Raw genomic sequence first — 25,989 nt, forward strand, 5'->3', positions numbered from 1 at the left:
ATCAGTCCGAGTCGACGAACCGGACCCCGGACGTGGAACCTCCGAAGGAGTTCTCCCGCAGCGCAGCCTTCGCGGCTTTCATCGCCACGGCTCCGTTGTAGCCGCGTCGTGAGAGCTGGCCCACCAGCCGCCGCAGAGCCGTGTCGTGATCGAGCCGACTCATCGACCGCGCCTTGCCGCGAGCGAACTCGAGCGCGCGATCTTCATCGTCGTCCGGCAACTCGTCGAGAGCGCCGTCGATAACATCGCGCGGAATGCCCCGCTGCGCGAGTGCGCGAGACAACGCGACCCGTCCCTGTCCCTTCCGCTCGACGCCCGATGTCACCAGCACGGCAGCGAGGGCGGCGTCGTCGAGATAGCCGCGTCGGGAGAAGTCATCGATCACGTCGTCGACGACCCCACCGTCGAGGCCGACGCCTCGCAGGACCTGCCGGGCCTCCGAGATGGACAACGATCGCGCCCGCAGCTTACGGACGAGAGACTCCTCCGCGGCCACACGCACCTCGTCCGACGATGCCTTCTCGTCGGCGCCGGCATCGTCGCTCTCTCCGCCGCCGAGTGCGCGAAGGTGAGGAGCGGACTTCGTCGGACGCGTCGACGCTGTGGCGGAACTGCCCCTGATCCCCCGCGCGGGATGACGATCGCTGGGAGTACCCGCGTCGGACGCGTCGATGTGCGAGGCACTGTCCGGAGGGGCATCCCAGGTCGTGCGCCAGACCGCCGCGTCGCTGGCGCGGGGATCGTCCGTCGACTGGTCGTCGCCTTCCGCCAGGCGAGGCGGCGGCGTGTGCGTTTGCTTCTTCGACCCACCGCCGAAGAGGGGGATGATGGGGGCGATCCGGTCGGGATCGCCCCCACGCGTGTCGTTCATCAGGCCGGACGACGCTCAGCGAGCTCGTCTGCAGCTGCCGGTACCGAAGCGGGGCCGCCGATACCGAGCTTCTGCTTGATCTGCGTCTCGATCGCCAGCGCGATATCGGGGTTGTTCAACAGGAAGGTGCGCGCGTTCTCTTTGCCCTGGCCCAGCTGGTCACCGTCGTAGGTGTACCACGAGCCCGACTTCTTCACGATGGCGTGCTCGACGCCGAAGTCGATCAGGCTGCCCTCACGGGAGATGCCGACGCCGTAGAGGATGTCGAACTCGGCCTGCTTGAACGGCGGCGCCATCTTGTTCTTGACCACCTTGACCCTGGTGCGGTTTCCGACGGCGTCGGTTCCGTCCTTGAGGGTCTCGATACGACGGATGTCCATGCGGACCGAGGCGTAGAACTTCAGCGCCTTACCACCGGCGGTCGTCTCGGGCGAGCCGAAGAAGACGCCGATCTTCTCGCGAAGCTGGTTGATGAAGATCATCGTCGTGTTGGTCTGGTTCAGGCCACCGGTGAGCTTACGCAGCGCCTGCGACATGAGTCGCGCCTGCAGACCGACGTGCGAGTCGCCCATCTCGCCCTCGATCTCGGCGCGGGGCACGAGCGCCGCCACGGAGTCAATGACGATGAGGTCGATGGCTCCCGAGCGCACGAGCATGTCGGCGATCTCGAGGGCCTGCTCACCGGTGTCGGGCTGCGACACCAGGAGCGCGTCGATGTCGACGCCGAGCTTCGCGGCGTAGTCGGGGTCGAGCGCGTGTTCGGCGTCGATGAACGCGGCGATTCCGCCTGCGCGCTGAGCGTTCGCGATCGCATGCAGGGTGAGGGTCGTCTTACCCGAGGACTCCGGTCCGTAGATCTCGACGATTCGACCACGCGGGAGGCCTCCGACGCCGAGAGCGACGTCGAGGGCGATGGAGCCGGTGGGGATGACCGCCACGGGGGCGCGCTCATCGCTGCCCAGCCGCATGACCGAGCCCTTTCCGAACTGGCGATCGATCTGGGCGAGGGCGGTCTCGAGGGACTTCTCGCGGTCGGCGGGTGATGGCATGATGTGCTCCTTCTGCGCGCGTGATGCCGCCTGTAGGCTGTCGCGGCTCTCCCGGCTGGGAGAAACTCTCCGACAAGGCGTAATGGCTCTTCGGCTTGTTTTCCACCGTAGGAGAGGCCACCGACATCGACGCGGAGAGCTCACATACCGTGCAGAACAGATTCCCTGAACCACTTGTGCAGAAGACTACGCCCGCTTCGAACAGATCTTCGACGACACGCCGTGAATCTCAGGTCGTTTCCCGTAGGCATCGGAGATCGACGAACGACTCAGCGTCCGCGCGGCTCCTGCCGACCGACGCCGTGTCGCCTGTTCTCCGGAACGTCCATCTCGACGCACAACGCCAACCAGATGTCGCGTGGTGGGGTTCCCTCGGCCAGCGCCTCGAGCGCTGTTCGACCGCCGACAGCGCTGAGCGTCAGGTCGTTCACCAGAGAGGACGCGCGCGCCTGAAACTCGGTCTCGACGGCGCGAAGGAACTCACTACGACGCATGGCTTCCCCGACCGGGGATCAGTGCAGCGAAAGCTGAGGTTCGATCGACGCGACGAGGTCGTCGGGAACGACGTCCGGGAAGACCTGGATGCCCTCGAGCACCGAGATGCGGTCTCCGACCTCGCGCATGATCGTCGAAATGGGAACGTCGAGCGCGTCGGCGACGGAAGCGAGGATCTCGCTCGACGCCTCCTTCTGCCCACGCTCGACCTCGCTGAGGTAGCCGAGCGCAACCGACGCCTTGCTTGCGACCTGCCGGAGCGTGCGCCCCTTCTGCAGGCGGAAGTCCCTCAGCACATCGCCGATTTCCTGTCGTACAAGAATCATCGGAACCTCCTCCCCATGTGATCGTTCGAGGTCTCCCCCGATGAGACAGCCAGTCTAGTACCCCTGGCATGCACAGAATCTACCCCTGCACTCTGTGGTTTAAGTGTGAGCACATCAGAGATAACCACCCCGGCGGTCCTGCTATTCCGCCAGCATCGCGCGCAGTTCTTCGAGCGCTGCCGCGACCGTCTGCGCGCGGATCGAGTCGCGATCTCCGAGGAAACGGAAGGCCGTCGTCCTCATCGCCGCCGGCGTCGCCACGCCGATGTGCACCGTGCCGACCGGTTGCCCGTCGGGGGAATCCGGACCGGCGATTCCCGTCGTCGACACCCCGACATCGGCCGGCGAGCCACCGACGCTCACGACACTCCTCACTCCGTCTGCCATCTGCAGCGCGACCTGCGGATGCACCGGCCCGTGCGCGGCGAGAAGATCCGCGTCGACGCCCAACACCGACGCCTTCACCGGCGTCGCGTACGCCACCACCCCGCCGAGCAGCACCGTGGACGCGCCGGGAACCGAGACCAGGTCGGCGCACAGGGCGCCGCCGCTCAGCGACTCCGCGACTCCGAGCGTCCATCCCCGTCGACCCAGCGCCGCAAGGACGGCAGCAGCCGCGTCGCTCACGACTTCCGGCGCGAGCCGCGGACCTGCGCCACGATGTAGTCGATACCGCTCGCGACCGTGAGCACCAGGACGATGAGCATGAGGATGAAGGTGATCAACGTCCATGCGTCGAGACCGACGAAATAGTGCAGCGGAAGCAACGCCCAGCCGAGCGCCACACCTTGGAACGCCGTCTTGATCTTGCCCATCCAGGCCGCAGCGACGACATGCTCGCTGGCGACCATGAGCCGGTGGATTGTGATCCCCCACTCGCGCACGAGGATGAGGGCGACGATCCACCAGCCGACCTCGCCGAGGATGGCGAGTCCGATGAACCCGGCCCCCGTGAGCATCTTGTCGGCGATGGGATCCCAGAGCTTGCCGAAATCGCTGACGATGTCGTACTTGCGCGCGAGGTAGCCGTCGACCCAGTCCGTGGAGATCCCCACGATGAAGATGACCGCGGCCGCCCACCGGAGGCCGGGCTCGGCGAGGCCGTAGGTTCCGCCCAGCAGCAACAGGACGAAGAAGACGACCGCCAGCGGGATGCGCGCGACGGTGATGGCGTTGGGCAGCTGCCGCGGGATGGCCATCAGTCGCGTCCCGTCAGGCCCCAGGCGTCTTCGTCGCCCTCGGCCTCCACCTCGGGAAGCCCCTCATACTGGGCAGCGACCGGATCGTGCGTCTGGGGCAGGGGTGGCACCGGCGGAGCGACAGGGGCGGCGGAAGCGGGCGGCGACGTCGGAACGTCGTCACCGCGCAGCTTCGCCATCACCTGTGGGAGCTGCTCGGCCGTGGCCAGCACGTCGCGCGCCTTGGAGCCCTCGGACGGGCCGACGATCTCACGTGACTCCAGCAGGTCCATGAGGCGACCGGCCTTCGCGAAGCCGACCCGCAGCTTGCGCTGGAGCATCGAGGTCGATCCGAACTGCGACGAGACGATGAGCTCGGCAGCCGCGAGCAGCAGTTCCAGGTCGTCGCCGATGTCCTCGTCGACTTCCTTCTTCTTGGTCGGCTCCATCGCCTCCTGCACGTCGGGACGATAGTCCGGACGAGCCTGGCGGGTGACGTGCTTGACGACCGCGTCGATCTCCTTCTCGTCGACCCACGCGCCCTGCAGACGGAACGGCTTCGACGAGCCCATCGGCGAGAACAGCGCGTCACCCTGACCGATGAGCTTGTCCGCCCCGGGGCTATCGAGGATGACGCGGCTGTCGGTGACACTGGTGACGGCGAAGGCCAGTCGAGACGGGACGTTCGCCTTGATGAGTCCGGTGACGACGTCGACGCTCGGCCGCTGGGTCGCGAGGACGAGGTGGATGCCGGAGGCTCGCGCGAGCTGCGTGATGCGCACGATCGAGTCCTCCACGTCGCGAGGGGCGACCATCATGAGGTCGGCGAGCTCGTCGACCACGACCAGGAGGTACGGGTACGGCTTCAGAACGCGCTCGCTGCCCACCGGCAGCTCGACCTCCCCGGCGCGCACGGCACGGTTGAAGTCGTCGATATGACGGAAGCCGAAAGACGCGAGGTCATCGTACCTCATGTCCATCTCCTTCACGACCCACTGCAGCGCTTCGGCCGCCTTCTTGGGGTTCGTGATGATGGGCGTGATCAGGTGCGGGACACCGGCGTAGCTGGTGAGCTCCACGCGCTTCGGGTCGATGAGGACCATGCGCACATCGGCGGGCCGCGCCCGCATCAGCAGGCTGGTGATCATGGAGTTCACGAAGCTCGACTTACCGGAGCCGGTGGAACCTGCCACCAGGAGATGCGGCATCTTCGCGAGGTTCGCGATGACGATGTTGCCGCCGACGTCCTTGCCCACGCCGATCGTCATCGGATGCGTGCTCTTCTGCGCGGCGGGCGAACGCAGCACGTCGCCGAGTGCGACCATCTCCTTGTCGGCGTTGGGAATCTCGATGCCGATCGCGCTCTTGCCCGGGATAGGCGAGAGGATGCGGACGTCGTTCGAGGCGACCGCGTAGGCGAAGTTGTTGCTCAGCTGCAGGATCTTCTCGACCTTGACGCCGTGGCCGACCTCGACCTCGTACTGGGTGACCGTCGGGCCGCGCGAGAAGCCGGTGACCTTCGCATCCACCTTGAACTGAGACAGCACACTGGTGATCTGCTCGATCACCTTGTCGGTGGCCTCGGAGCGCATCACCGGAGGCGGCCCTTCGACCAGAAGACCGGGAGAGGGCAGGATGTACGGCGTCACGGGCGCCTGCGGCCCGCGGTCGCCTGGCCCCTCGGTGCCGAAGCCGTCGAGGCCGGGAAGCTCCGGCACCTCTCCGGTGTCGGAGGAGTCGTCGAGCAGTGCCGTGGTCTGCTGCTCCGCGAGCGAATCGGCGACGGACCTCACGTCGGACAGCACCTCGGTGGCGGCGTCGTAGGGGTTCTCGACGACGACGGCCTGATCGTAGGCGGGAGTCGGGTCGGAGGTCGTGAGCAGTGCGGTGATGTCGTCGGAGCCGAGCGTGCCTTCGTCGGGGTCCTCTTCACGGCCGGTCTTGTTGCGCCGCCACCACGGCAGCACGTCGGGATCGTCGACCTTGTCGGTGTCGTCGATCGCCGCGGAGTCTTTGGTCGACTTCTCCGGACGCTCGGCGTCGAACATCCAGGCGTAGAGATCGCCGAGACGGGCGCCGATGCGGTTCGGCGGAGTCTTGGTGAGGATGAGGATGCTGAGCGCCGCCAGCAGCGACAGCACGATGTACGCGGGGATATCGGTGAGGTAGCTGAGCGGCTGGCCGAGCATCCATCCGAAGAGTCCGCCGGACTCGCTCAGTGCGAGCATGCCCTCCTTGGGCTGAGGGCCGTCGCCCGCGACGTGGCAGAAGCCGGCGAGCGTCAGGACGAACAATCCGAAACCGATTCCGATGCGGCCGTTGTCGTGAACCGACGAGGGGTGGCGGAACAGCCATCCGGCGAGCAGGAGCAGCAGAACGGGCATCACGAATGCGACGCGCCCGATCAGCCCTCCGACCGAATACGCGCTGATGTTCGCAGCGACCTCGTTGCCGATGAAGAACCACTCGTTGACCGCACCGAGCACGGCGAGGAGCACGAGGAGGAAGGGAAAACCGTCGCGACGATCGTCTTTCTCGAGAGTCTCGGGGCCGAACGCGCGGAAGAGTCCGCCGACGCCGTGCGCCAGCCCGACCCAGGCCCGGACGGCGACCGGCGGCTTGTCTGCCTCGTCGATGTACTTCTTGGGAGCGGGCTGCGCCTTGCGAGCGGGCTGGGCCTTGGGAGCCGTCTGCCGCTTGGGGCGCGACGGTGCGCTGGTCGACGCGCTCTCTGTCTTCGTGGTACTCCTGGCCATGCTCTCACGTTACGTCCAACAGCCGACATCTCCGCGTAATGACGCGGCTTTCCATGGATCCGAGGGGCGCGATCACGCCGTGCCGCGAGCCATCGTGTCGCGGGTCGCGCCCTGACTCACCACGGCAAAACCCTCGGCTCGATACAGGTTGCGCGCGAAGTTGTCCCGTTCCACGCTCAGGCTGATCCGGGCATGCCCCTGCGAGCCCGCCAGGTGCACGACGCCGCGCAGCAGCGCCCGCCCGACGCCTCGGGCACGCCAGAGCGGGTGCACACCGATGATCAGCTCCGGGACCGCGACGCCGATGAAACCGAACCCGGGATCGTTCTGCGGGAGCACCCGGTACCAGGCCGCACCCACCGGGGTGCCGTCGTCGCCGGCCGCGACCAGTCCGTCGTCCGCCATGCGCTTCCAGCCCGCGAGGTAACGCCGATGGTCGGGCGACGTCAGCACCTCATGACGGGGACGCACTCCCCCGGCGCGCCAATTGGCGGCCTCGACGAGCATGTCGCCGAGGAACATCGCATCCGTCTGCGCCGCCCTGCGAAGGGAGAAGCCCCTGTACATGACGCGAGCATAGGACGTCGGTGTTACATCGGGATGACGCTCACCCGTGAGTGCGAGACGACTCGCCTGTCGTCATGCCTCGATGACGAGCGGCACGATCATCGGACGGCGACGGAGCCGCTGGTTCACCCAGCGACCGATCGTGCGTCGCACGACCTGCGACAGTGCGTGGGTGTCGCGGACGCCGTTGCCCGACGCCTCCTTGAGCGCAGCGACGATCTTCGGCGTGACGTCGTCGAACACCGAGTCGTCCTCGGCGACACCGCGCGCGTGGATCTCGGGACCGGAGATGATGCGTCCGGTGCCGGCGTCCACGACCACGATCACGGAGATGAAGCCTTCCTCGCCGAGGATGCGGCGATCCTTGAGGTCGGCATCGGTGATCTCTCCGACGGTGGAGCCGTCGACGTAAACGAATCCGAGGTCGAGCTGCCCGGTGACCTTCGCGACGCCGTCCTTGAGGTCGATCACGGTGCCGTTCGAGGCGATGATCGTGTTCTCCTCGGAGATACCGGTGTCCTGCGCGAGCTTGGCATTAGCGATCAGGTGCCGATACTCGCCGTGCACGGGGAGGACGTTCTTCGGCCTCAGGATGTTGTAGCAGTAGATCAGCTCACCGGCGGCGGCGTGCCCGGAGACGTGCACCTTCGCATTCGCCTTGTGCACGACGTTCGCGCCGAGCTTGGTCAGTCCGTCGATGACGCGGTACACGGCGTTCTCGTTGCCGGGGATGAGGCTGGAGGCGAGGATGACGGTGTCACCCTCGCTGATCTCGATCGCGTGGTCCATGTTCGCCATGCGGCTGAGCACGGCCATCGGCTCGCCCTGGGAGCCCGTCGACATGTAGACGATCTGCTCGTCCGGCAGGTCGCGCGCCTTCTTGAAGTCGATCAGCACCCCGTCCGGCACCTTGAGGTAGCCGAGCTGCTCGGCGATGGTCATGTTGCGGACCATGCTGCGGCCGAGGAACGCGACACGGCGGCCGTTGGCGTGCGCGGCGTCGATCACCTGCTGCACGCGGTGGACGTGGCTGGAGAAGCTCGCGACGATGACGCGACGGGGCGCCTTCGCGATCACCTGGTCGAGCACGGGACCGATGGAGCGCTCCGTCGGGGTGAAGCCGGGGACGTCGGCGTTCGTCGAGTCGACGAGGAACAGGTCCACGCCCTCTTCACCGAGGCGGGCGAACGCACGCAGGTCGGTGATCCGACCGTCCAGCGGCAGCTGGTCCATCTTGAAGTCACCGGTGGCGAGCACCATGCCTGCGGGTGTGCGGATGGCGACGGCCAGTGCATCGGGGATCGAGTGGTTGACGGCGACGAACTCGAGGTCGAACGGACCGACCCGCTCCTGCTGCCCCTCTTTCACCGTGAGCGTGAAGGCCTTGATCCGATGCTCTTTGAGCTTCGCCTCGACCAATGCGAGGGTGAGGCCCGAGCCGATCAGGGGGATGTCGCTCTTGAGCCGGAGCAGATACGGAACCGCGCCGATGTGGTCTTCATGACCGTGCGTGAGCACCACGCCGACGATGTCGTCGAGCCGGTCGCGGATGGGCTCGAAGTCGGGAAGGATCAGATCGACACCGGGCTGGTGCTCCTCGGGGAAGAGCACACCGCAGTCGACGATCAGGATCTTCCCGTCGTACTCGAACATGGTCATGTTACGACCGATCTCGCCGAGTCCGCCGATCGGAATGACCCGCAGCGTCCCTTCGTCGAGAGCGGTCGGTTCTACCAGGGGAATGGACATGCTGTCTCCTCAGTCGGACACTCCGCGCGTCCGTTCGTTCATGGCGACGCGACTCAGCGCGTCGTGCCGTGCACCTTCGGCAGGGCACCACCCGCAGCCGCGTTGCGGTCGGGTCGGAAGTTCGAGAAATCGGCTCCGGGAACGTTCTGCACGAGGTCGAGCTCATCCTCGATGAGCGCAGCCTCCCATTCCTCGGGACCGACCAGGGGAAGGCGAACGCGCGGGCTCGAGATGCGACCGAGTCCGTGCAGGATGTACTTGGCCGCAACGGTTCCGGGAACATGCGTCATCACCGCGCGGACGAGCGGTTCGAGGCGCTGGTGCTCGGCGGTCGCCGTGGCGAGGTCGCCGGCGTTCACCGCGTCGATTATCGTGCGGTACGGCGCCGCTGCGACGTTCGCCGTCACGCCGATGAGACCGGTCGCGCCGATCGCGAGGTGCGGCAGCACGTTCGCGTCATCGCCGGAGAAGTACATCAGATCGGTCTGGTTCAGCACGCGGCTCACCTCGGAGAAGTCGCCCTTGGCGTCTTTCACGGCGAGGATATTCGGGTGCTTCGCGAGACGCAGGATCGTCTCGTACTTGATCGGCACACCCGTGCGCCCGGGGATGTCGTAGAGGATCACCGGGAGATCGGTCGCGTCGGCGACCAGACGGAAGTGCGTGAGGATGCCGGCCTGCGTCGGCTTGTTGTAGTAGGGCGTGACGATCATGATGCCGTCGGCGCCGGCCTTCTCGCTGGCTTTGTAGAGCTCGATCGCGTGGGCGGTCTCGTTCGAGCCGCCGCCGGTGATGATCTTGGCGCGGCCTGCGGAGACGGACTTGCCGACCTCCACGAGCTTGAGCTTCTCGGGGTCCGTCAGGGTCGAGGTCTCACCTGTCGTTCCCGTCACGACGATGCCGTCCGCTCCCGCGGTGATCACGTCATCGATGTGCTTCTCGACGGCGGGCCAGTCGACTTCGCCGTCGGCCGTCATCGGAGTGACGAGCGCGACGAGAACCTGTCCGAATGGGTTGCCCGAGTGCGTCATAGACCCAGCGTATCGGTTCGGCTGCCGCTCATGCGGACGCGGTGACGCGCATGACGTCTCCGTTCTACGCTCGAAGCATGACATGGGTCACACGAGACACCGAGACGAAGTACGAGAACGCGTGGATCCGTGTGCGGGAGGACCAGGTCACGGGACCAGCGGGCGCGGACGGCATCTATGGTGTCGTCACCATGCAGCACCCGGCGGTCTTCATCGTCGCCGTGGACGAGGAAGACCGTGTGTGTCTCGTCACGATCGACCGCTACACCGTGGGGACGACCATCGAGGTCCCCGCTGGCGGCAGCGACGGGGAAGACCCCCTGCTCGCGGCGAGACGCGAGCTCCGGGAGGAGACCGGATTCGAAGCCGGTGAGTGGACGGCCCTGGGGGCCATGCACGCTCTGAACGGGATCGCCGAGGCACCCGAACACGTCTTCCTCGCACGCGATCTGCGCCCGGTCGCTGAGGACGACGACGCGAACGGGAGCGACGCCGCCGAGAGCCAGACCGAAGAAGGCATCCAGGCCGTCTCGTGGGTACCTTTCGCGCACGTGCTGCGCATGATCGCCGACGGCGACATCACCGATGGGGAGACCATCGCGGCGATCGCCAAGGCGGGGATCCTGCTCGGCAGGTTCCACTGACCGCTGCCGATCAGATGACCGCTGCCGGTCAGACGCGGCCTCGGCGCGCCACGCGGGAGGTGAGCGTGCTCGGGAGGAGGCGTGTCAGCGCCACGATCACCTTGTACCGGAGCGACGGCACCGAGACCGACCTGCCACGGGCGGCATCGCGCAGGCCGACGCGCACGACGTCCCGCGCGTTCAACCACATGATGCCGGGAACGCCCTCCTGGCCCACCGCGAGCCCCATGCGTTCGTGGAAGGACGTGTGCGTGAACCCGGGGCACAGCGCCGTGACAGAGACGCCGTCGCGCGTGTACTCGGCATTCGCCCAGCGGCTGAATCCGATGAGCCAGGCCTTGCAGGCGGAGTACGTCGACCGGGAGATGACGCCGGCCACGGAAGCCACATTGATGATGCGACCGCCACGACCACGCATGGACTGCAGTGCCGCGTGCATGAGCCGCATCGACGCCTCCACATGTACACGGAGATGACGCACCTCATCGTCGATGTCGTTGTCGGCGAACTGCAGCGGAAGACCGAACCCGGCGTTGTTCACCAAGAGGTCGATGGGGTCCGCCGTGTCGCGCAGGCGCACGGCGACCTTCTCCACGCCGGCCTCATCCGCCAGGTCGGCGGGGATGATCTCGACCGCGACCCCGTATTCGCTCCGCAGTTCGGCGCCCAGCGTCTCCAGCGCGTCCTCTGATCTCGCCACCAGGACGAGGTCGGCACGTCGCCGCGCGAGCTGACGCGCGAACTCGGCGCCCAGTCCGGCGCTGGCTCCGGTGATCAGTGCGGTGGGCATCAGCGCTCGTATCCCAGGAAGCGGTACCGCACTCCCGTGCGCGACGTGAGCCACTCCCCCTCGTCGATGAGGCGCCACCCGGTCTTCGCCGGTGCGTAGGCGTCGCCGGCGACGTCGAGATCGAGCTCGGTGACCTCCAGCCGATCGGCGTCGCCGATCACCTGTCGGAAGATCTCCGCCCCACCGATGATCCAGACCCTGTCGAGTCCGCGAACGGCCTCGGCGACGGTGGATGCACGCCGCGCGCCCTCTTCGGACCAGTCCTGCTGCCGGGTCACCACGATGTTGTCCCGTCCGGAGAGCGGGCGGAATCGCTCGGGCAGCGAGTCCCAGGTCTTGCGCCCCATCACCACGGGAGCGCCGAGGGTGACCTCCTTGAAGTGCGCCAGGTCTTCGGGCACGTGCCAGGGCATGCCACCCTCGGCACCGATGACCCCTCCGTGCGCCTCGGCCCAGATCAACCCGACCCAGGTCATACCGCCACCGCCGCCCTGATCGGCGCGTGGTGCTGATAGTCCTCCACGAGGAAGTCCTCATAGCGGTAGTCGAGAATCGATTCGGGCTTCCGCGCGAAACGCAGCGTCGGGTAGGGGTAGGGCTCACGGCTGAGCTGCTCCCGCACCTGATCGACGTGATTGTCGTAGACGTGGCAGTCTCCGCCCGTCCAGACGAAGTCTCCGGGCTCGAGGCCCACCTGCTGGGCGATCATCATGGTCAGCAAGGCGTAGGAGGCGATGTTGAACGGCACACCGAGGAACATGTCGGCGCTGCGCTGATACAGCTGACACGAGAGCTTGCCGTCGGCGACGTAGAACTGGAACAGCGCGTGACAGGGCGCGAGCGCCATGTCCGGGATGTCGGCCGGGTTCCAGGCAGACACGATGAGCCGACGGGAGTCGGGCGAGCGTCGGATCTGCTCGATCACGTCGGAGAGCTGGTCGATGCTCCCCCCGTCCGGCGTCGGCCACGAACGCCACTGCACCCCGTAGACCGGGCCGAGGTCGCCGGATTCATCGGCCCACTCGTCCCAGATCGTGACCCCGTTCTCGCGGAGCCACCCGACGTTGGAATCACCCTGCAGGAACCAGAGGAGCTCGTACGCGATGGATTTGAAGTGCACGCGCTTGGTGGTGATGAGGGGGAAGCCCTTCGACAGATCGAAGCGGATCTGACGCCCGAAGACGCTCGTCGTCCCCGTCCCGGTGCGATCGGACTTATGCGTGCCGGTCTCCAGGACGTCGCGGAGCAGGTCTTCATAAGGAGTCGGGACGGCTGCGCTCATGACAGCCACGATACCGTCACGCTCGCCTCCTCGGGCGGAACCGCTTCCGCGCGTGGGCCCTCCGTCATCGTCGGAAACATCGACCCGATCCCGCTTCGACACGACATATCCTCGACCCATGTCGCCCGCGCTCGCCCTCGGTATCGCCGCAGCACTCCTCGTGCTCGCGACGGGCATCGGCGTCGTGCTGCGCCGGCGAGACGGACGACGGCGGGACGGCGGTGCTCTCCGCTTCGATCCGGCGGACGCGGTCACCTCGGAGCTCGGGTCCCGCGCGACTCTCGTGCAGTTCAGCACCGAGATGTGCGCGCGGTGCCCACAGGTGAGACGTCTGCTCGGTTCGTATGCCGACGACCACGACGGTCTCGCCCATGTGGAGGTCGATCTGACGCACCGGCCCGATCTCTCCGCGCGCTACAAGGTGCTCCAGACGCCCACGACCTTCGTGGTCGACGGTGCCGGTGCCGTCCGCGCCAGATTCCACGGAGTGCCGACCAGGCACGCCCTCACCGAAGCCCTCACCGCCGTCTGAGCCGGAAGACCGGAGCGCCCCATGAGCACCCCCGCAGGCATCGACCCCCGAGGCCCCCGCTTCGCCGCCGCCATCACCGCGGTCCTGCTGCTGGTGGCGACGTTCCTGGCCCTGATCGGGATCTCGACTCTCCGGGCAGGAATCGCCTCGTTCGGTTGGTTCGCCTACCAGCCCCTCGCCGATGCCACATTCGTTCCGTCCGGGTGGGCGATCTCCTCGGCCCCGCTCCTGCAGCGCGCTCTCGACCCGGGGTTCCTCCTCACGGTCGTCATCGCTCTCCTGTTCCTCTGGGGATTGGTCTCTCCGCAGACGGCCCCCTGGGCCACGCTGTTCCGCTCAGCGATCCGCCCACGCCTCGCCGCTCCGACGGAGCTCGAAGACCCGCGGCCGCCGCGGTTCTCGCAGGGCGTCGGGCTCTTCGTCGTGGGTGTCGGCCTCGTCCTGCACCTCCTGGGTGTTCCGTGGGCGCTGCCGATCGCGACGTCCGCGGCATTCATCGCCGCATTCCTCAACGCCGCCTTCGCCTTCTGCCTGGGCTGCCAGCTCTACCTCCTGCTGCAGCGCGCGGGCGTCGTCGGTCGCGAGGCCACCCCCGCCTGACCGCGGTTCCGCGTCGGCAGGACGCTCGCTAGGCTGACCACGAGTCGACGCTGCGCCCGCAGCTCGAGAACCGGAGGAATCATGCCCGTCACCAGCGAAGCCGCCAGCACCTGGACCGGATCGCTCATGGAGGGATCCGGCACCGTCGCGTTCTCGTCGTCGAACCTCGGCACCTTCCCGATCAACTGGAAGGCCCGCAGCGAAGGCAGCGACACGACGACCACCCCGGAAGAGCTCATCGCCGCCGCGCACGCCTCCTGCTTCAGCATGGCGCTCTCGCACGCGCTCGCCGAGAACGGCACCCCGCCGGAGCGCGTGAACACGACGGCCTCGGTCACCTTCAAGCCCGGCGTCGGCATCACCGGCAGCCACCTCAACGTCAACGCGACGGTCCCGAACCTGACGCCCGAGGCATTCCAGGAGATCGCGAACGGCGCCAAGACCGGTTGCCCGGTGTCGCAGGCGCTCGCCGGAATCGAGATCACCCTCGAGGCCACGCTCGCCTGAGTGCGTCGTCAGGGTCGGCGCGGCGCGAGACGGATGGCCTCGCGAATGCTGGCCCTGGCGTCCTTGCGGCGGCCCGCCGCATCCTGCACCACGCCCAACCGGTAGCGCGCCCGCCAGTCCTCGCCTGCCGCATCCGCTTCGGCCGCGTACCGCGCGATGAGCGGATCCGCGTCAGCGCGGGCGATCCTGCCGCTGGGGGTCAGTTCGGTCTCAACCGGCGGCATCCCGCCTTCCGCATCGAGAAGTCGCCCAAGGCGGTCGGCACCGAATCCGAACATCATCTCGCGGATGAGCGCCCAGGCTCCGATCGGCGCCAGAACGAGGAGCGTGATCCCCATACCGATCGACACGGGTGTGCCGACCGAGATGAACATCACGGCGAGCCAGATCGCCACCGCCAGGTAGACCAGAAGCGCCGCGGCCATCAGCGCGACGCCGATGCGCGACATCACGACCGGATGCCGATGTCGATCATGTGCTCGAGACCCACGAACACACCGGTGGCCTGCACCGCGAACGGCACCGAGAGCCGGATGCCGGGGGCATAGGCGAGCGCCGAATCGATCGTGTCGTGCGTGAACGTGAGCGATTCGCCGGGACCGGAGAGGATGACCTCCTGTTTGGCGACGACACCGGGACGACGCAGCGAGTGGATCGGCACGCTGCCGACCTGCTGCCCGCGGGCGCGCTGGTCGGCGTGCGGTGCGCTGACCGGCCCCTGCTCGGCACGGGCGGCAGCGATCAGTTCCGCGGTGCGCACAGCGGTTCCACTCGGCGAGTCGATCTTGGTCTCACGATGGGCTTCGATGATCTCGGCCGAGCCGAAGAAGGGCGCAGCCGCGGCGGCCAGTGCCGAACCCAGAACGGATCCCAGCGAGAAGTTGGGGATGAACACCGCGCCGGTGCCCGCCGCCTCGACGAGAGGGCGCACTAGAGCGATGCGCTCAGCCGACCAGCCGGAGGTCGCGACCAGCACGTTGATGCCGCGCTCCACGGCGGCGCGCACGACGTCGATGCTGACCTGCGGCGTCGACGCGTCGACCACGAGGTCGGCGCCGTCGAGTTCGGACAGATCACTGGATGAGGTCAGCACCCGGCTCACCTCGAAGCCCTCGAGCTCGTCGATCACCGCACCGATGATCGTGCCGAGCTTCCCGGTTCCGCCGACGAGTGCTACCTGCGTGGTCATGCGTCCAGTCTATTTCGCGGGTGACGCCGTCCGGCCCGGGGCGCGCGGGGCCGGACGCACCATCTTGCGCCTGCGCAGGTGGCTCAGACCAGGAGCGCGTCGGGGATCCCGGTCCGCAGCTCCACCGGAAGGTGGCCGGTGTCGTTGTGCGTGAGCAGCGTCCATGGTCGCCCCTGCTTCTGCGCGATCACCGTCAGACCGCAGTGCGACTGGTTGAGGGTCATCCACCGCCACTCGGGGGCGGAGAGCACCTCCCGGACGAACCAAGAGATCACGAAGTTGTGGGTGATGAGCACCTCGTGCACATCGCCGGTCTTGCGCACCAGGAACTCGTTCACGGCATCCGACATCTGCGCCCGCCCCGCCTCGATCTCCGCCTCGGTGACGGATCCGAAGAACGGCTCGAACACCGAGGGAGTCTCCTCGGTCATCCCCGTGGGAACGCAATCGAAGAGCAGAGCGGTCGGCTCGGGGTCGACCGACGGAAGGCGCGCCGCGATCGCCCGCGCCGTCTCGTTCGCGCGCAGCAACGGTGAATGCCAGACGGCATCGAGAGGAAGCCCCGACAGACGGTCGGCGATCAGTTCCGCCTGACGCTGGCCTCTCGGAGAGAGGGGTCCGTCGGCGAGACCATGCTCGGCATCCTGATGTTCACCGTGTCTGACCAGATATATGTAGTGCGTCACAACTCGCTCGCTTCATCGCCAGCATCCGCCGGGCCTCCCTTCCACCCTATGTCACGGGTGAAGGGATACTCAGTTTCCCGCCCGGGTGAGCTCGGCGACCTGGCTGCGCGAAAGCGAGACGCCCGCTCCCTGCATGAGCTCATCGACGTGATCGCTGGCGAAGGCGTTGACGATCGGCGCGGCGACCGTGCGCTGGGCGAGCAACCAAGCCACGGACACCGCCGCGACCGGAGCGCTCACCTCGTCGGCGACCTGATCGAGAGCGCGCAGGATCTTGATGCCCCGGCGGTTGAGATGCCCTCGCAGCTGCTCGCCCCGCACGCCGCGCGAGGTGAGCGCCTTGCTGCGGTGGCGCCCGGAGAGAAAGCCGTGCTCGAGCGCGTGCGATGGCGTGACCGCGAGGTTCTGCGCACCCGCGACGAGCCGGAGATCACCCTCGAACGGCTGACGACGGACGAGGTTGTACGGCGCATCGATCACCTTGATGCGCGGGTAGCCGGCCGACGCAAGGATGCGCGCCTCGACGAGTCGCTCCGGCGCGAACCCGAACGCACCGAGCGCACCGATCTTTCCGGCCTCCATCAACCATTCGACGGTCGCCAACGTGTCTTCGAGGTTCGTGGTCGCATCGAGGGTGGCGTCGAGGTAGACGACATCGATGCGATCCACGTCGAGACGCGTCAGGGACCCCTCCACCGCGCGGACGAGATTGACCGAGCCCAGACCGGGGTTGTCGGCGTGGGCCCCGATGCGCACACTCACGATGCTGCGGTCGCGCTGGCCGCGTGAACGCAGCCACTGCCCGATGATGTGCTCGCTGCGACCCCCGGAGAAGCCGTCAGCCGTGTGGATCGCGTTTCCGCCGAACTCCACGTAGCGGTCGAGGATGCCGTGGCTGGTCTCGAGGTCGACGTTCCAGCCGAACTCCGCAGCTCCCAGCATCAACGGGAACGTCTCGTAGCCGGTCTCGCCGAGAGCGGTTCGGATCGTCTCCCCTATCCCTGGCCCGACGATCGGGATGGGCGCAGAGGGATGCTCGGCGATGCCCTGCTGGGCACGTTCCTCAGACGCTCCTGCGCCTACGCTGAACAACCGCATACTCTCTCACCCCCGCGTCGATCGGTGCGTGCCGACCTGCGTACCTGCTCGATCTGCACCCCCCGGTGCGTACTTCGAGGGTAAGCGAATTCAGCGAACGTCCTGACCAATCCGGGGAACGGCGCGGAAACGCCCGATAACGATTTGGTCACACCGTGACAGCGCAGAACCCGGGCCCCTCCCTGACGGAGAGACCCGGGTTCCGTTGGAACGCTGCGCTTACTCGGCTGCAGCGTCCTCGGCGGGTGCTGCGTCAGCGGCAGGAGCGTCGTCCAGGACGGGCTCGAGCGAGAGCTTGCCGCGGTCGTCGATCTTCGTGATCTTCACGAGGATCTTCTGGCCGACCGAGAGCACGTCGTCGACGTTCTCGACCCGCTTGCCACCGGCGAGCTTGCGCACCTCGGTGACGTGCAGGAGGCCATCCTTGCCCGGGAGCAGCGAGACGAACGCACCGAAGGTGGCGATCTTCACGACGGTGCCGAGGAACTGCTCCCCGACCTCCGGGTTCGTGGGGTTAGCGATCGCGTTGACCTGGGCGCGGGCGGCCTCGGCCGAGGGGCCGTCGGTCGCGCCGATGTAGACGGTGCCGTCCTCCTCGATGGAGATCTGCGCACCGGTCTCGTCCTGGATCGCGTTGATCGTCTTGCCCTTCGGGCCGATCAACTCGCCGATCTTGTCGACCGGGATCTGCACGCTGATGACGCGAGGCGCGGTGGGCGCCATCTCGTCCGGAGCGTCGATCGCGGCGTTCAGGACGTTGAGGATCGTCAGACGAGCCTCACGGGCCTGGGTCAGCGCGCCGGCGAGCACAGACGACGGGATGCCGTCGAGCTTCGTGTCGAGCTGGATCGCCGTGACGAACTCGCTGGTACCGGCGACCTTGAAGTCCATGTCACCGAGAGCGTCTTCCGCACCCAGGATGTCGGTCAGAGCCGCGTAGCGGGTCTCGCCGTCGACCTCGTCGGAGACGAGGCCCATCGCGATGCCGGCGACGGGGGCGCGCAGCGGCACACCCGCGTTCAGCAGCGACAGGGTCGACGCGCAGACCGAGCCCATCGAGGTGGAGCCGTTGGAGCTCAGCGCCTCGGAGACCTGACGGATCGCGTACGGGAACTCCTCGCGGCTCGGCAGCACCGGCACGAGGGCGCGCTCGGCCAGGAAGCCGTGCCCGATCTCGCGACGCTTCGGCGAACCGACACGGCCGGTCTCACCGGTCGAGTAGGGCGGGAAGTTGTAGTGGTGCATGTAGCGCTTGCTCGTCACAGGCGACAGCGAGTCGATCTGCTGCTCCATCTTGAGCATGTTCAGCGTGGTGACACCGAGGATCTGGGTCTCGCCGCGCTGGAAGATCGCGGAGCCGTGCACGCGCGGGATGACCTGCACCTCGGCGTCGAGCGGACGAATGTCCGCCAGACCACGACCGTCGATGCGGGCGCCCTCGGTGAGGATGCGTCCGCGCACGATCTTCTTCGTGACGGACTTGTACGCGGCGGAGAACTCGAGCGGCGCCGCGGCCGGGAGCGAACCCGCCTCGGTGGCCTCGATCAGCTCTGCCTTGACGCGGTCCTTGATCGCATCGTCAGCGGTCTGACGCTCGACCTTGTCCGCGATCTGGTACACGTCGCTGAGTTCGGCGAATGCGCGCTCCGAGACGAAGCTGTAGACCTCGTCGCTGTACGCGGGGAAGACCGGGTACACGCCCGGCTCCTTCGAGGCGGTCGCTGCGAGTTCAGCCTGAGCCTTGACGAGCTGCGCGATGAAGGGCTTCGAGGCCTCGAGGCCCTGGGCCACGACATCCTCGTTCGGCTTGGTGGCGCCGGCCTTGATCAGGTTCCAGCTGTGCTCGGTGGCCTCGGCCTCGACCATCATGATGGCGACGTCTTCCGTGCCATCGGCCTTGGTCACGACGCGACCGGCGACGATCAGGTCGAACACGGCCTCCGAGACCTGCTCGGCGGTCGGGAACGCGACCCACTGGTCGGCGTGCTCGCCCTGGCCGGGGATGAACGCGAGACGCACACCGGCGACGGGACCCGAGAACGGCAGACCCGAGATCTGCGTCGACGCGGAAGCGGCGTTGATCGCGAGAGCGTCGTAGAACTCGCCCGGTGCGATCGACAGGACGGTGATGACGATCTGGACCTCGTTGCGCAGGCCGTCGACGAACGACGGACGCAGCGGGCGGTCGATCAGACGGCAGACCAGGATCGCCTCGGTGGAGGGGCGGCCCTCGCGACGGAAGAACGAACCGGGGATCTTGCCGGCAGCGTAGGAACGCTCCTCGACATCGACCGTCAGCGGGAAGAAGTCGAAGCCCTCGCGCGGGTGCTTGCCTGCGCTGGTGGCCGAGAGGAGCATGGTCTCGCCGTCGAGGTACGCGGCGACGGCGCCCTGAGCCTGCTGCGCGAGGCGGCCGGTCTCGAAGCGGATGGTGCGGGTGCCGAAGCGGCCGTTGTCGAGAACGGCCTCGGTGGCGGTGATTTCAGGACCTTCCAAGAGGTCTCTCCTTCTTTGTTTAGACTCGCGAATCCATGTGACGCGCGAGCGTGTTCAAAGGAGCGGAACAGAGGGGTTCGGGCGCGCGGGCACTCCCGCGAATCTCGCCTGCGCTGGCCACCAGTAGAAAGCCACCCGACATCCGCCGAGGAACCCACCACAGGGGACCAGCTTCTCCGCCGATCGCTCCATGAGTCGATATGAAATTATGCGGTTGACACACGTCAACCTCATCCACCCTACCAGCGCTGACCTCAAATCCTGCGTCTCGTCGCGCATCGCGGATCCGACATCTCGCGTCCACAGCCCGTTCACCGTGCGGACTCCGCGAAGCGACGGGCGTCCGCTGTGGTGGAGTCCATGCGCTTGTCAGTGATCGGCTGCGGCTACCTCGGTGCCGTGCACGCCGCCGCCATGGCCTCCGTCGGACACGACGTGATCGGCATCGACGTCGACGCGCAGAAGATCGCGGCCCTCGCGTCCGGCACCGCACCGTTCTTCGAGCCACGGCTGCCGGAGCTGCTGGCGGATGGCCTGCGCTCGGGGCGGCTCCGCTTCAGCGACCGGATGGCGGACGCCGCGGGTGCGGACGTGCACTTCCTCGCCGTCGGCACTCCGCAGATGCCGGGTGGGCATGCCGCGGATCTGCGTCACGTCGATGCGGCAGTCGACGGGCTGCTCCCCCATCTGCGCGTCGGTGACGTCGTCGCGGGCAAATCCACCGTGCCGGTCGGTACAGCCGTCGCGGTGGCCGGGCGCATCGCCGTCACGGGAGCGACGCTCGTGTGGAACCCCGAGTTCCTGCGCGAAGGCTGGGCCGTGCACGACACTCTGACCCCGGACCGCCTCGTGGTCGGCGCCGAGGCCGATGCGGCGGGTCAGCGCGCGGTCGGAGTCCTGCGAGAGGTGTACGCGCCGGCCCTCGACGCGGGGACGCCCTTCCTCGTCACGGATCTCGCGACGGCCGAGCTGGTCAAGGGCGCGGCGAACGCGTTCCTGGCCACCAAGATCTCGTTCATCAACGCGATGGCCGAGATCGCCGAGGCGTCCGGTGCCGATGTCGGCCTGCTCGCCGACGCGCTCGGGCATGACACCCGCATCGGCCGACGCTACCTCGGCGCGGGCATCGGCTTCGGCGGAGGGTGCCTTCCCAAGGACATCCGCGCGTTCGCCGCACGGGCCGAAGAGCTGGGACGCGGCGAAGCGGTCGGGTTCCTGCGCGAGGTCGACAGCATCAACCTCCGTCGCCGTGATCGGGCGGTGCAGCTCGTGGTCGACGCGCTGGGCGGGCTCGTGTTCGGCCGGCGGATCGCCGTGCTGGGCGCCGCCTTCAAACCGTTCAGCGACGACATCCGCGATTCACCGGCCCTGGACGTTGCCGTGCGACTGCGCGGGCTGGGCGCGGATGTCGTCGTGACCGACCCGGCTGCCGTCGACAACGCCGCGGCTGCGCACCCTCAGCTCGGCTACGCGCGTGACCGCGACGAGGCGCTGCGGGAGGCCGACGCCGTCGTCGTCGTCACCGAATGGGACGAGTACCGGCGCGACCTCTCGCCCGAGCACGCCGGCGCACTCGTGCGGGGACGGATCATCATCGACGGACGGAACTGTCTCGACTCCCTCTCCTGGCGTGCTGCCGGTTGGCAGTACCACGGCATGGGGCGGCGTTGAGGCACCCACGGCAGGGGCGGCACCGAACACTCCACCGGAGCACGAGGTCAGCGGACGAACGCCGTCCTCGCTGCGGACGAGCGACCGAGGTAGACGTAGTCGTCGTGCTTCGCGAGCCGCCCGTCGCCCGCCGCCCGCCCGTGCAGCCGACGCCAGACCCAGGGCAACGCGTGACGGCGCCACCATACCCCCGCGCCGATGGGCTCATGCTCGTGCATCGCGGCATCGAGCACTCCCAGTGTGTCCGCATCGGGCACTCCGAGTATCTCGCCGGCGCGATAGGCGAGGAAACGGTGCCCTCGACTGCTGAGGTGCACCAGGTCTTCGCCCCAGTTCGGGCGCTCGCCCAATGAGGGATGCAGGTCCGTGTCGATCAGGATCGCTCCGGTGCGAGCCGCGATACCGGTCAATGCGGTCGCGAAGGCGGAGAACCTCCTCGTGTAGAGCGATGCCGCGCGGCGCCCGGGAAGGAACGGCGTCACCAGAAGCGCGTCGGCACCGATCCCCCGCAACTGTCGCACCGCCCCCTCGAGCTCCGCGGCGAGCGCTGTGACGTCGACACGGCGCTTCACGAGGTCGTTCGCCCCGATCAGGATCGACGCGAGGTCGGGGCGCAGTTCGAGTGCTCGCGTCAGTTGCTGGCCGGTGAGGTCGCGCACGCGCTTGGACCGGACCGCCAGGTTCGCGTAGTGCAGGCTTCCTCTGGCGGCGAGCAGCAGGGCGAGGCGGTCGGCCCACCCGCGGAGGGCACCGTCGGGTGCCGGGTCGCACAGTCCTTCCGTCAGGGAGTCGCCGAGAGCGACGTAGCGGTGCCATCGACGGGCGGTGACCGGCGCGGACGGTTCCGGTCGCACGACGCGGCGGGAGCGCGCCCCGGAATCGGCCCTCTGCAGCATCCGAGCCTCGTCGAAGTGGCCGAGGAGCTGATCGCACACGCTCTCCCAGCTGCGCTCCTGCACGGCTACGCGCCCCGCATCGCCGAACGCGCGTCGCTTGCGCGCATCTCCGGCGAGATCGGCCACGCGCATCCGCAGATCGTCGAGGTCGCCCGGCCGGTAGAGCCAACCATCGATTCCCATGCGTACGAGGTCGAGCGGGCCGCCACGCCCCGTGGCTACGACGGGTACGCCACTCGCGTGCGCTTCCTGCAGGGTCTGCCCGAAGGTCTCACTCTCGCCCGGGTGCACGAAGAGGTCGAACGACGCCATCGCCGCGGCCAACTCACCGCCGTCGAGGTGGCCGAGGAACAGGGCGTCGGGGAGCAGGCCCTGCAGCCGTGCCCTGCTGGGTCCGTCTCCGACGATCACCAGTCGCGTGCCCGGGATGTCGCGGAGCGCGGCGAGGTCTTCGACCTGCTTCTCAGGAGCGAGGCGTCCCACATAGCCGATCACGACGTCGGCGCCCCACTCGGAGCGGAGCGCATACTGGCGCCGCGCGGGCTGGAAGCGTTCGGCATCGACACCTCTCCCCCACCGCCGGACGCGATCGATGCCGAGCGCGGCGAGCTGCCCGGCCGAGTCAGCCGAAGGCGCCAGGGTCAGGGTCGCGCGCCTGTGCAAGCGGGCGATGTGAGTCTGGGCGATGCCGGTGGTCGCCGCGATCCGGTAGCGCTCGGTGTATGCGGCGACATCGGTCTGGTAAGCGGCGACGGCAGGCAGGTCGAGGCGTTCGGCTGCGAGCACCCCCCGCCATCCCAGAGCGAACGGGGAGGCGAGGTGCACGACATCGGGCTGGAAGCGCGCGAGTGAGGACGCGACCCGGCGAGCGCTCGACGTGCCCACCCGCACATGACGGTACCCCGGCAGCGCGAGGCTCGGAATCGCCTCGATGCGTGCCCCGCTCACCTCGGCGGGGACGCCGACCGCAGCGGGGGCGACGACATGCGCCTCATGCCCTCGCCGCTCGAGGTGCCGCAGGATCTGCAGCACCGAGCCGGTGACGCCGTTCATGTGCGGAAGGAAGGATTCTGTGACGATCGCTACTCTCACAGCACCAGGATGACGGGACTCGGGAGCTCCATGCGCCGGAGACGCTCCCCTGCACCAGATGTTCACCGGATGCTGGAGAAGGGGTCACCGGCTATCCGGTCTTTGGTTCCCGTTCACCCGTCGCGGGCACAGTGGGCGACGTGCCGACGGATCTGCTGACCGCATCGCTCGCCAGCCCGTGGAGCCTGGCGGTGATGAGTCTGCTCGTCGTCGGCGATGCCTTCTTCGTCGTCGTGCCGGGTGAGGTCGCGGTGACGGCGCTCGGCGCCGTCGCCGTGACCACGGGTTCCCCGCCGCTCTGGGCCGTGGTCATCTGCGCCGCCGTCGCCGCGGCCGTCGGAGACGCCTGCTGCTACCTCATCGGGCGTTCGGTGGGAACCGAGCGCTGGCGGTGGATGAGGATGCCCCGTGTGCAGCAGGCTCTGGTGTGGGCCCGACGCCGCTTGGACGGCGGGATGGCGACGGTGCTGTTCACCGCCCGGTTCGTGCCGTTCGCGCGCCTGGCGATCAACCTGGTCGCCGGAGCATCGCGCATCCATCCTCCCCGCTATCTCGCTCTCGTCGCCCTGGCCGCGACCGGGTGGGCGCTCTACCAGGCAGCGGTCGGTGCAGCCGTTGCGGCGATCCTTCCCGGCGGCCCCCTTGTCGCGGTGCCGGTGTCGATCGTGCTCGCGATCGGACTCGGAGCGGTGATCGACCTGTGCGTGCGCCGCACCAGAGGATGACCGGCCGGACCGGTTGCTCTAGGCTCGGGGCATGAGCACCGAAGAAGGCGCCTCCTCGTCCGAGGAGATGAAGCGCAAGTTCAAGGAAGCGCTCGAGAAGAAGAACGCGCACCACCGGCAGGGCGAGGCACACGTCGACGGCGACTCCGCCGTGCACAGTGCGAACGCCCCGCAGACCCGGCGCGAGTTCCGACGCAAGAGCGGTTGACCGCGCGGATGCGGGAGCCGGCTCGGCCGGCCTCCCGCATCCCTCACCCTCTCGTCGTGCGCGATCTCGCGTCAGGCGCGATCGGCGCGAAGCCTGGCCCGCTCCTCCTTCGCCGCCATCTCGGTGACCGCCGCCTCACGCAGCTCCTGCATGTCCGCAGCCTGCGGAGCGTCCGCGTTTCCGTGGGCGTCGACGCCGTCGAGCAGGGACTCGTCGAACGGCAGCTCGCCGCTGAGCACGCGCCGCACACGGTCGCGGTCGATCTGCTTCGTCCAGGTGCCGATCAGGAGCGTCGCCACCGCGTTGCCGGTGAAGTTCGTGAGCGCGCGGCCCTCGGACATGAACCGGTCGATGCCGACGATCACGCCGACACCGTCCACCAGATCAGGGCGGTAGGCCTGGAGACCACCGGCGAGGGTGGCGAGACCGGCACCGGTGACACCCGCTGCCCCCTTGCTGGCGATGATCATGAACACCAGCAGGCCGATCTGCTCGCCGATCGTCATCGGCTGCCCCATACCGGTGGCGATGAACAGCGAGGCCATGGTCAGGTAGATGGCCGTGCCGTCGAGGTTGAACGAGTATCCGGTCGGTACGGTGATGCCGACGACAGGCTTGGAGACGCCGACGAACTCCATCTTCGCGATCAGTCGAGGCAGCGCTGACTCCGACGACGAGGTGCCGACGATGAGCAGGTACTCCCTGGCGAGGTACTTCATGAGGGAGAAGATGTTCACCCGCGTAACCGTCCACAACAGCACTCCGAGGATCACGACGATGAACAGGATGCAGGTGATGTAGAACGCGACCATCAGCGTTCCGAGGCTCCAGATGGCGGCGACACCGGTCTTGCCCACCACCGCGGCGATGGCGCCGAAGGCTCCGAGAGGCGCAAGCCACAGGATCATGCCGAGGATGCGGAAGACCAGTTTCTGCAGCTGCTTGACAGCCTCCATGATCGGGGCACCGCGATCGCCGAGCCCCTGCAGGGCGAAGCCGACGAGCAGCGCGATGAAGAGCACCTGCAGCACGCTCTCCCCCGTGAAGGCCGAGAAGAACGTCGTCGGGATGATGCCGAGGATGAACTCCTGCGTGGTCTTGGCCTCGGTCTCGACCGCATCATAGGTCGAGGAGGCCATGTCGAGACCGGCACCGGGGTGGATGATGTTGCCGACGACGAGGCCGATCGCGAGTGCGAAGGTCGACATGATCATGAAGTACAGCAGCGCCAGTCCGCCGATCTTGCCGACGGTGGCCGCCTTGGCGATCGATCCCACCCCGACGACGATCGTGCAGAAGATGATCGGCGCGATCATCATCTTGATCAGCGCGACGAACCCCTTGCCCAGCGGCTCGAACGCCTGCCCGACGTCCGGCCACACGAGACCGACGACAGCGCCGAGCACGACGGCAAGGAGCACGGACACGTACAGCCAGGTGTGCCGATCCCACGATTGCTTCCCTCGTCGCCAATTGAACTTCGGCAGTGAGAATCCTGTTGTGAGCGCCATCGCGTCCTCCTCGATCATCGACGTCTTCGTCTGGTGGGCG

General features: G+C 67.7%; 27 protein-coding genes. 7 read left to right on the forward strand and 20 right to left on the reverse strand.

Going from position 1 to position 25,989, the window contains the following annotated elements; translation table 11 throughout:
• Window position 1: 1 nt before the first annotated feature.
• The 10 genes from GLO27_RS07815 to dapA all read right to left on the reverse strand — a co-directional run bounded on the left by GLO27_RS07815 (window position 2) and on the right by dapA (window position 10,022).
• Window positions 2-871 carry a regulatory protein RecX gene (locus GLO27_RS07815; RefSeq protein WP_167254300.1) on the reverse strand — a complete coding sequence of 290 codons (870 nt, stop codon included), beginning with the start codon at window positions 869-871 and terminating at the stop codon, window positions 2-4.
• The gene (gene recA, locus GLO27_RS07820) at window positions 871-1,920 is read right to left on the reverse strand and encodes a recombinase RecA (protein WP_021198638.1); all 1,050 of its coding nucleotides are present in this window, start codon (window positions 1,918-1,920) and stop codon (window positions 871-873) included. The genes GLO27_RS07815 and recA overlap by 1 nt, the downstream gene beginning before the upstream one ends.
• A 269-nt stretch (window positions 1,921-2,189) precedes the next feature.
• The gene (locus tag GLO27_RS07825; protein WP_021198637.1) at window positions 2,190-2,414 is read right to left on the reverse strand and encodes a DUF3046 domain-containing protein; all 225 of its coding nucleotides are present in this window, start codon (window positions 2,412-2,414) and stop codon (window positions 2,190-2,192) included.
• A gap of 18 nt (window positions 2,415-2,432) precedes the next feature.
• Entirely contained in the window at window positions 2,433-2,741 is a 309-nt protein-coding gene (locus tag GLO27_RS07830; RefSeq protein WP_017830901.1) for a helix-turn-helix transcriptional regulator, read from the reverse strand.
• Window positions 2,742-2,882: 141 nt separating this feature from the next.
• The gene (locus tag GLO27_RS07835) at window positions 2,883-3,368 is read right to left on the reverse strand and encodes a CinA family protein (RefSeq protein WP_021198636.1); all 486 of its coding nucleotides are present in this window, start codon (window positions 3,366-3,368) and stop codon (window positions 2,883-2,885) included.
• Window positions 3,365-3,940, reverse strand: a complete 576-nt coding sequence (gene pgsA, locus GLO27_RS07840) for a CDP-diacylglycerol--glycerol-3-phosphate 3-phosphatidyltransferase (protein ID WP_021198635.1) — start codon at window positions 3,938-3,940, stop codon at window positions 3,365-3,367. The genes GLO27_RS07835 and pgsA overlap by 4 nt, the downstream gene beginning before the upstream one ends.
• Window positions 3,940-6,675: a DNA translocase FtsK gene (locus tag GLO27_RS07845; RefSeq protein WP_021198634.1), complete on the reverse strand. Its 2,736-nt coding sequence runs from the start codon at window positions 6,673-6,675 to the stop codon at window positions 3,940-3,942. Before GLO27_RS07845 ends, pgsA begins: the two co-directional genes overlap by 1 nt.
• A gap of 72 nt (window positions 6,676-6,747) precedes the next feature.
• Window positions 6,748-7,242 (reverse strand): GNAT family N-acetyltransferase, encoded by a 495-nt coding sequence (locus GLO27_RS07850; RefSeq protein WP_031206761.1) that lies wholly within the window; start codon window positions 7,240-7,242, stop codon window positions 6,748-6,750.
• Between the two features lie 72 nt (window positions 7,243-7,314).
• Window positions 7,315-8,991, reverse strand: coding sequence for a ribonuclease J (locus tag GLO27_RS07855; protein WP_021198632.1), 1,677 nt, complete (start codon window positions 8,989-8,991; stop codon window positions 7,315-7,317).
• Window positions 8,992-9,044: 53 nt separating this feature from the next.
• Window positions 9,045-10,022, reverse strand: coding sequence for a 4-hydroxy-tetrahydrodipicolinate synthase (dapA, locus tag GLO27_RS07860; protein WP_021198631.1), 978 nt, complete (start codon window positions 10,020-10,022; stop codon window positions 9,045-9,047).
• Between the two features lie 77 nt (window positions 10,023-10,099).
• On the opposite strand from dapA, the gene GLO27_RS07865 reads away from it, so the two are divergent.
• Window positions 10,100-10,666, forward strand: coding sequence for an NUDIX hydrolase (locus tag GLO27_RS07865; protein WP_021198630.1), 567 nt, complete (start codon window positions 10,100-10,102; stop codon window positions 10,664-10,666).
• Window positions 10,667-10,694: 28 nt separating this feature from the next.
• Here the strand turns inward: GLO27_RS07865 and GLO27_RS07870 are convergent, their stop codons facing one another.
• From GLO27_RS07870 to GLO27_RS07880, 3 genes are read right to left on the reverse strand one after another with little or no spacing between them, the layout of a single operon-like run.
• A complete protein-coding gene (locus GLO27_RS07870) occupies window positions 10,695-11,456 on the reverse strand; it encodes an SDR family oxidoreductase (protein ID WP_167254302.1) in 762 nt (253 codons plus the stop codon).
• On the reverse strand, window positions 11,456-11,932 hold the full coding sequence (locus tag GLO27_RS07875) for a dihydrofolate reductase (protein ID WP_021198628.1): 477 nt from the start codon (window positions 11,930-11,932) through the stop codon (window positions 11,456-11,458). The genes GLO27_RS07870 and GLO27_RS07875 overlap by 1 nt, the downstream gene beginning before the upstream one ends.
• Window positions 11,929-12,738, reverse strand: coding sequence for a thymidylate synthase (locus GLO27_RS07880; protein ID WP_029259014.1), 810 nt, complete (start codon window positions 12,736-12,738; stop codon window positions 11,929-11,931). Before GLO27_RS07880 ends, GLO27_RS07875 begins: the two co-directional genes overlap by 4 nt.
• A 118-nt stretch (window positions 12,739-12,856) precedes the next feature.
• Between GLO27_RS07880 and GLO27_RS07885 the strand changes: the two genes are divergently transcribed.
• The 3 genes from GLO27_RS07885 (at window position 12,857) to GLO27_RS07895 (ending at window position 14,377) form a co-directional block, all read left to right on the forward strand.
• Window positions 12,857-13,270 carry a thioredoxin family protein gene (locus GLO27_RS07885; RefSeq protein WP_021198626.1) on the forward strand — a complete coding sequence of 138 codons (414 nt, stop codon included), beginning with the start codon at window positions 12,857-12,859 and terminating at the stop codon, window positions 13,268-13,270.
• Between the two features lie 21 nt (window positions 13,271-13,291).
• The gene (locus GLO27_RS07890; protein WP_167254304.1) at window positions 13,292-13,870 is read left to right on the forward strand and encodes a DUF4395 family protein; all 579 of its coding nucleotides are present in this window, start codon (window positions 13,292-13,294) and stop codon (window positions 13,868-13,870) included.
• An 81-nt stretch (window positions 13,871-13,951) separates the two neighbouring features.
• Window positions 13,952-14,377 carry an OsmC family peroxiredoxin gene (locus GLO27_RS07895; RefSeq protein ID WP_021198624.1) on the forward strand — a complete coding sequence of 142 codons (426 nt, stop codon included), beginning with the start codon at window positions 13,952-13,954 and terminating at the stop codon, window positions 14,375-14,377.
• A gap of 8 nt (window positions 14,378-14,385) precedes the next feature.
• Here the strand turns inward: GLO27_RS07895 and GLO27_RS07900 are convergent, their stop codons facing one another.
• From GLO27_RS07900 to GLO27_RS07920, 5 genes are all read right to left on the reverse strand, one after another.
• On the reverse strand, window positions 14,386-14,826 hold the full coding sequence (locus GLO27_RS07900) for a hypothetical protein (protein WP_021198623.1): 441 nt from the start codon (window positions 14,824-14,826) through the stop codon (window positions 14,386-14,388).
• A complete protein-coding gene (gene dapB / locus GLO27_RS07905; RefSeq protein WP_021198622.1) occupies window positions 14,826-15,566 on the reverse strand; it encodes a 4-hydroxy-tetrahydrodipicolinate reductase in 741 nt (246 codons plus the stop codon). The genes GLO27_RS07900 and dapB overlap by 1 nt, the downstream gene beginning before the upstream one ends.
• 83 nt (window positions 15,567-15,649) lie before the next feature.
• Window positions 15,650-16,252 carry a histidine phosphatase family protein gene (locus GLO27_RS07910; protein ID WP_021198621.1) on the reverse strand — a complete coding sequence of 201 codons (603 nt, stop codon included), beginning with the start codon at window positions 16,250-16,252 and terminating at the stop codon, window positions 15,650-15,652.
• Between the two features lie 69 nt (window positions 16,253-16,321).
• Complete coding sequence (locus GLO27_RS07915; protein WP_021198620.1) at window positions 16,322-17,350, reverse strand: aldo/keto reductase; 1,029 nt, start codon at window positions 17,348-17,350, stop codon at window positions 16,322-16,324.
• A gap of 219 nt (window positions 17,351-17,569) precedes the next feature.
• A complete protein-coding gene (locus tag GLO27_RS07920; RefSeq protein WP_021198619.1) occupies window positions 17,570-19,846 on the reverse strand; it encodes a polyribonucleotide nucleotidyltransferase in 2,277 nt (758 codons plus the stop codon).
• A gap of 360 nt (window positions 19,847-20,206) precedes the next feature.
• Here GLO27_RS07920 and GLO27_RS07925 point away from each other — a divergent pair, with 360 nt between their 5' ends.
• The gene (locus tag GLO27_RS07925; protein ID WP_031206759.1) at window positions 20,207-21,517 is read left to right on the forward strand and encodes a UDP-glucose/GDP-mannose dehydrogenase family protein; all 1,311 of its coding nucleotides are present in this window, start codon (window positions 20,207-20,209) and stop codon (window positions 21,515-21,517) included.
• 47 nt (window positions 21,518-21,564) lie between these two features.
• Here the strand turns inward: GLO27_RS07925 and GLO27_RS07930 are convergent, their stop codons facing one another.
• Complete coding sequence (locus GLO27_RS07930) at window positions 21,565-23,466, reverse strand: GDSL-type esterase/lipase family protein (protein ID WP_208323570.1); 1,902 nt, start codon at window positions 23,464-23,466, stop codon at window positions 21,565-21,567.
• A gap of 179 nt (window positions 23,467-23,645) precedes the next feature.
• On the opposite strand from GLO27_RS07930, the gene GLO27_RS07935 reads away from it, so the two are divergent.
• Window positions 23,646-24,230: a VTT domain-containing protein gene (locus GLO27_RS07935; protein ID WP_029259006.1), complete on the forward strand. Its 585-nt coding sequence runs from the start codon at window positions 23,646-23,648 to the stop codon at window positions 24,228-24,230.
• Window positions 24,231-24,261: 31 nt separating this feature from the next.
• Window positions 24,262-24,438, forward strand: a complete 177-nt coding sequence (locus tag GLO27_RS07940; protein ID WP_167254308.1) for a DUF5302 domain-containing protein — start codon at window positions 24,262-24,264, stop codon at window positions 24,436-24,438.
• A 71-nt stretch (window positions 24,439-24,509) separates the two neighbouring features.
• On the opposite strand, the gene GLO27_RS07945 is transcribed toward GLO27_RS07940, so the two are convergent.
• Window positions 24,510-25,949: a cation:dicarboxylase symporter family transporter gene (locus GLO27_RS07945; RefSeq protein ID WP_167254310.1), complete on the reverse strand. Its 1,440-nt coding sequence runs from the start codon at window positions 25,947-25,949 to the stop codon at window positions 24,510-24,512.
• Window positions 25,950-25,989 lie beyond the last annotated feature (40 nt).

The sequence above is a fragment of the Microbacterium sp. Be9 genome (genome assembly GCF_011754135.1).
Taxonomy (GTDB): Bacteria; Actinomycetota; Actinomycetes; order Actinomycetales; family Microbacteriaceae; genus Microbacterium; species Microbacterium maritypicum_A.

Coding starts and splice junctions, on each gene's coding strand:
- GLO27_RS07895 (WP_021198624.1), top strand. CDS start 13,952: ATGCCCGTCACCAGCGAAGCCGCCAGCACCTGGACCGGATCGCTCATG.
- GLO27_RS07845 (WP_021198634.1), bottom strand. CDS start 6,675: ATGGCCAGGAGTACCACGAAGACAGAGAGCGCGTCGACCAGCGCACCG.
- GLO27_RS07870 (WP_167254302.1), bottom strand. CDS start 11,456: ATGCCCACCGCACTGATCACCGGAGCCAGCGCCGGACTGGGCGCCGAG.
- GLO27_RS07890 (WP_167254304.1), top strand. CDS start 13,292: ATGAGCACCCCCGCAGGCATCGACCCCCGAGGCCCCCGCTTCGCCGCC.
- GLO27_RS07850 (WP_031206761.1), bottom strand. CDS start 7,242: ATGTACAGGGGCTTCTCCCTTCGCAGGGCGGCGCAGACGGATGCGATG.
- GLO27_RS07865 (WP_021198630.1), top strand. CDS start 10,100: ATGACATGGGTCACACGAGACACCGAGACGAAGTACGAGAACGCGTGG.
- dapB (WP_021198622.1), bottom strand. CDS start 15,566: ATGACCACGCAGGTAGCACTCGTCGGCGGAACCGGGAAGCTCGGCACG.
- GLO27_RS07915 (WP_021198620.1), bottom strand. CDS start 17,350: ATGCGGTTGTTCAGCGTAGGCGCAGGAGCGTCTGAGGAACGTGCCCAG.
- GLO27_RS07940 (WP_167254308.1), top strand. CDS start 24,262: ATGAGCACCGAAGAAGGCGCCTCCTCGTCCGAGGAGATGAAGCGCAAG.
- GLO27_RS07880 (WP_029259014.1), bottom strand. CDS start 12,738: ATGAGCGCAGCCGTCCCGACTCCTTATGAAGACCTGCTCCGCGACGTC.
- GLO27_RS07885 (WP_021198626.1), top strand. CDS start 12,857: ATGTCGCCCGCGCTCGCCCTCGGTATCGCCGCAGCACTCCTCGTGCTC.
- GLO27_RS07925 (WP_031206759.1), top strand. CDS start 20,207: ATGCGCTTGTCAGTGATCGGCTGCGGCTACCTCGGTGCCGTGCACGCC.
- GLO27_RS07945 (WP_167254310.1), bottom strand. CDS start 25,949: ATGGCGCTCACAACAGGATTCTCACTGCCGAAGTTCAATTGGCGACGA.
- GLO27_RS07930 (WP_208323570.1), bottom strand. CDS start 23,466: ATGAACGGCGTCACCGGCTCGGTGCTGCAGATCCTGCGGCACCTCGAG.
- GLO27_RS07855 (WP_021198632.1), bottom strand. CDS start 8,991: ATGTCCATTCCCCTGGTAGAACCGACCGCTCTCGACGAAGGGACGCTG.
- dapA (WP_021198631.1), bottom strand. CDS start 10,022: ATGACGCACTCGGGCAACCCATTCGGACAGGTTCTCGTCGCGCTCGTC.
- GLO27_RS07900 (WP_021198623.1), bottom strand. CDS start 14,826: ATGTCGCGCATCGGCGTCGCGCTGATGGCCGCGGCGCTTCTGGTCTAC.
- GLO27_RS07875 (WP_021198628.1), bottom strand. CDS start 11,932: ATGACCTGGGTCGGGTTGATCTGGGCCGAGGCGCACGGAGGGGTCATC.
- GLO27_RS07825 (WP_021198637.1), bottom strand. CDS start 2,414: ATGCGTCGTAGTGAGTTCCTTCGCGCCGTCGAGACCGAGTTTCAGGCG.
- GLO27_RS07815 (WP_167254300.1), bottom strand. CDS start 871: ATGAACGACACGCGTGGGGGCGATCCCGACCGGATCGCCCCCATCATC.
- GLO27_RS07830 (WP_017830901.1), bottom strand. CDS start 2,741: ATGATTCTTGTACGACAGGAAATCGGCGATGTGCTGAGGGACTTCCGC.
- recA (WP_021198638.1), bottom strand. CDS start 1,920: ATGCCATCACCCGCCGACCGCGAGAAGTCCCTCGAGACCGCCCTCGCC.
- pgsA (WP_021198635.1), bottom strand. CDS start 3,940: ATGGCCATCCCGCGGCAGCTGCCCAACGCCATCACCGTCGCGCGCATC.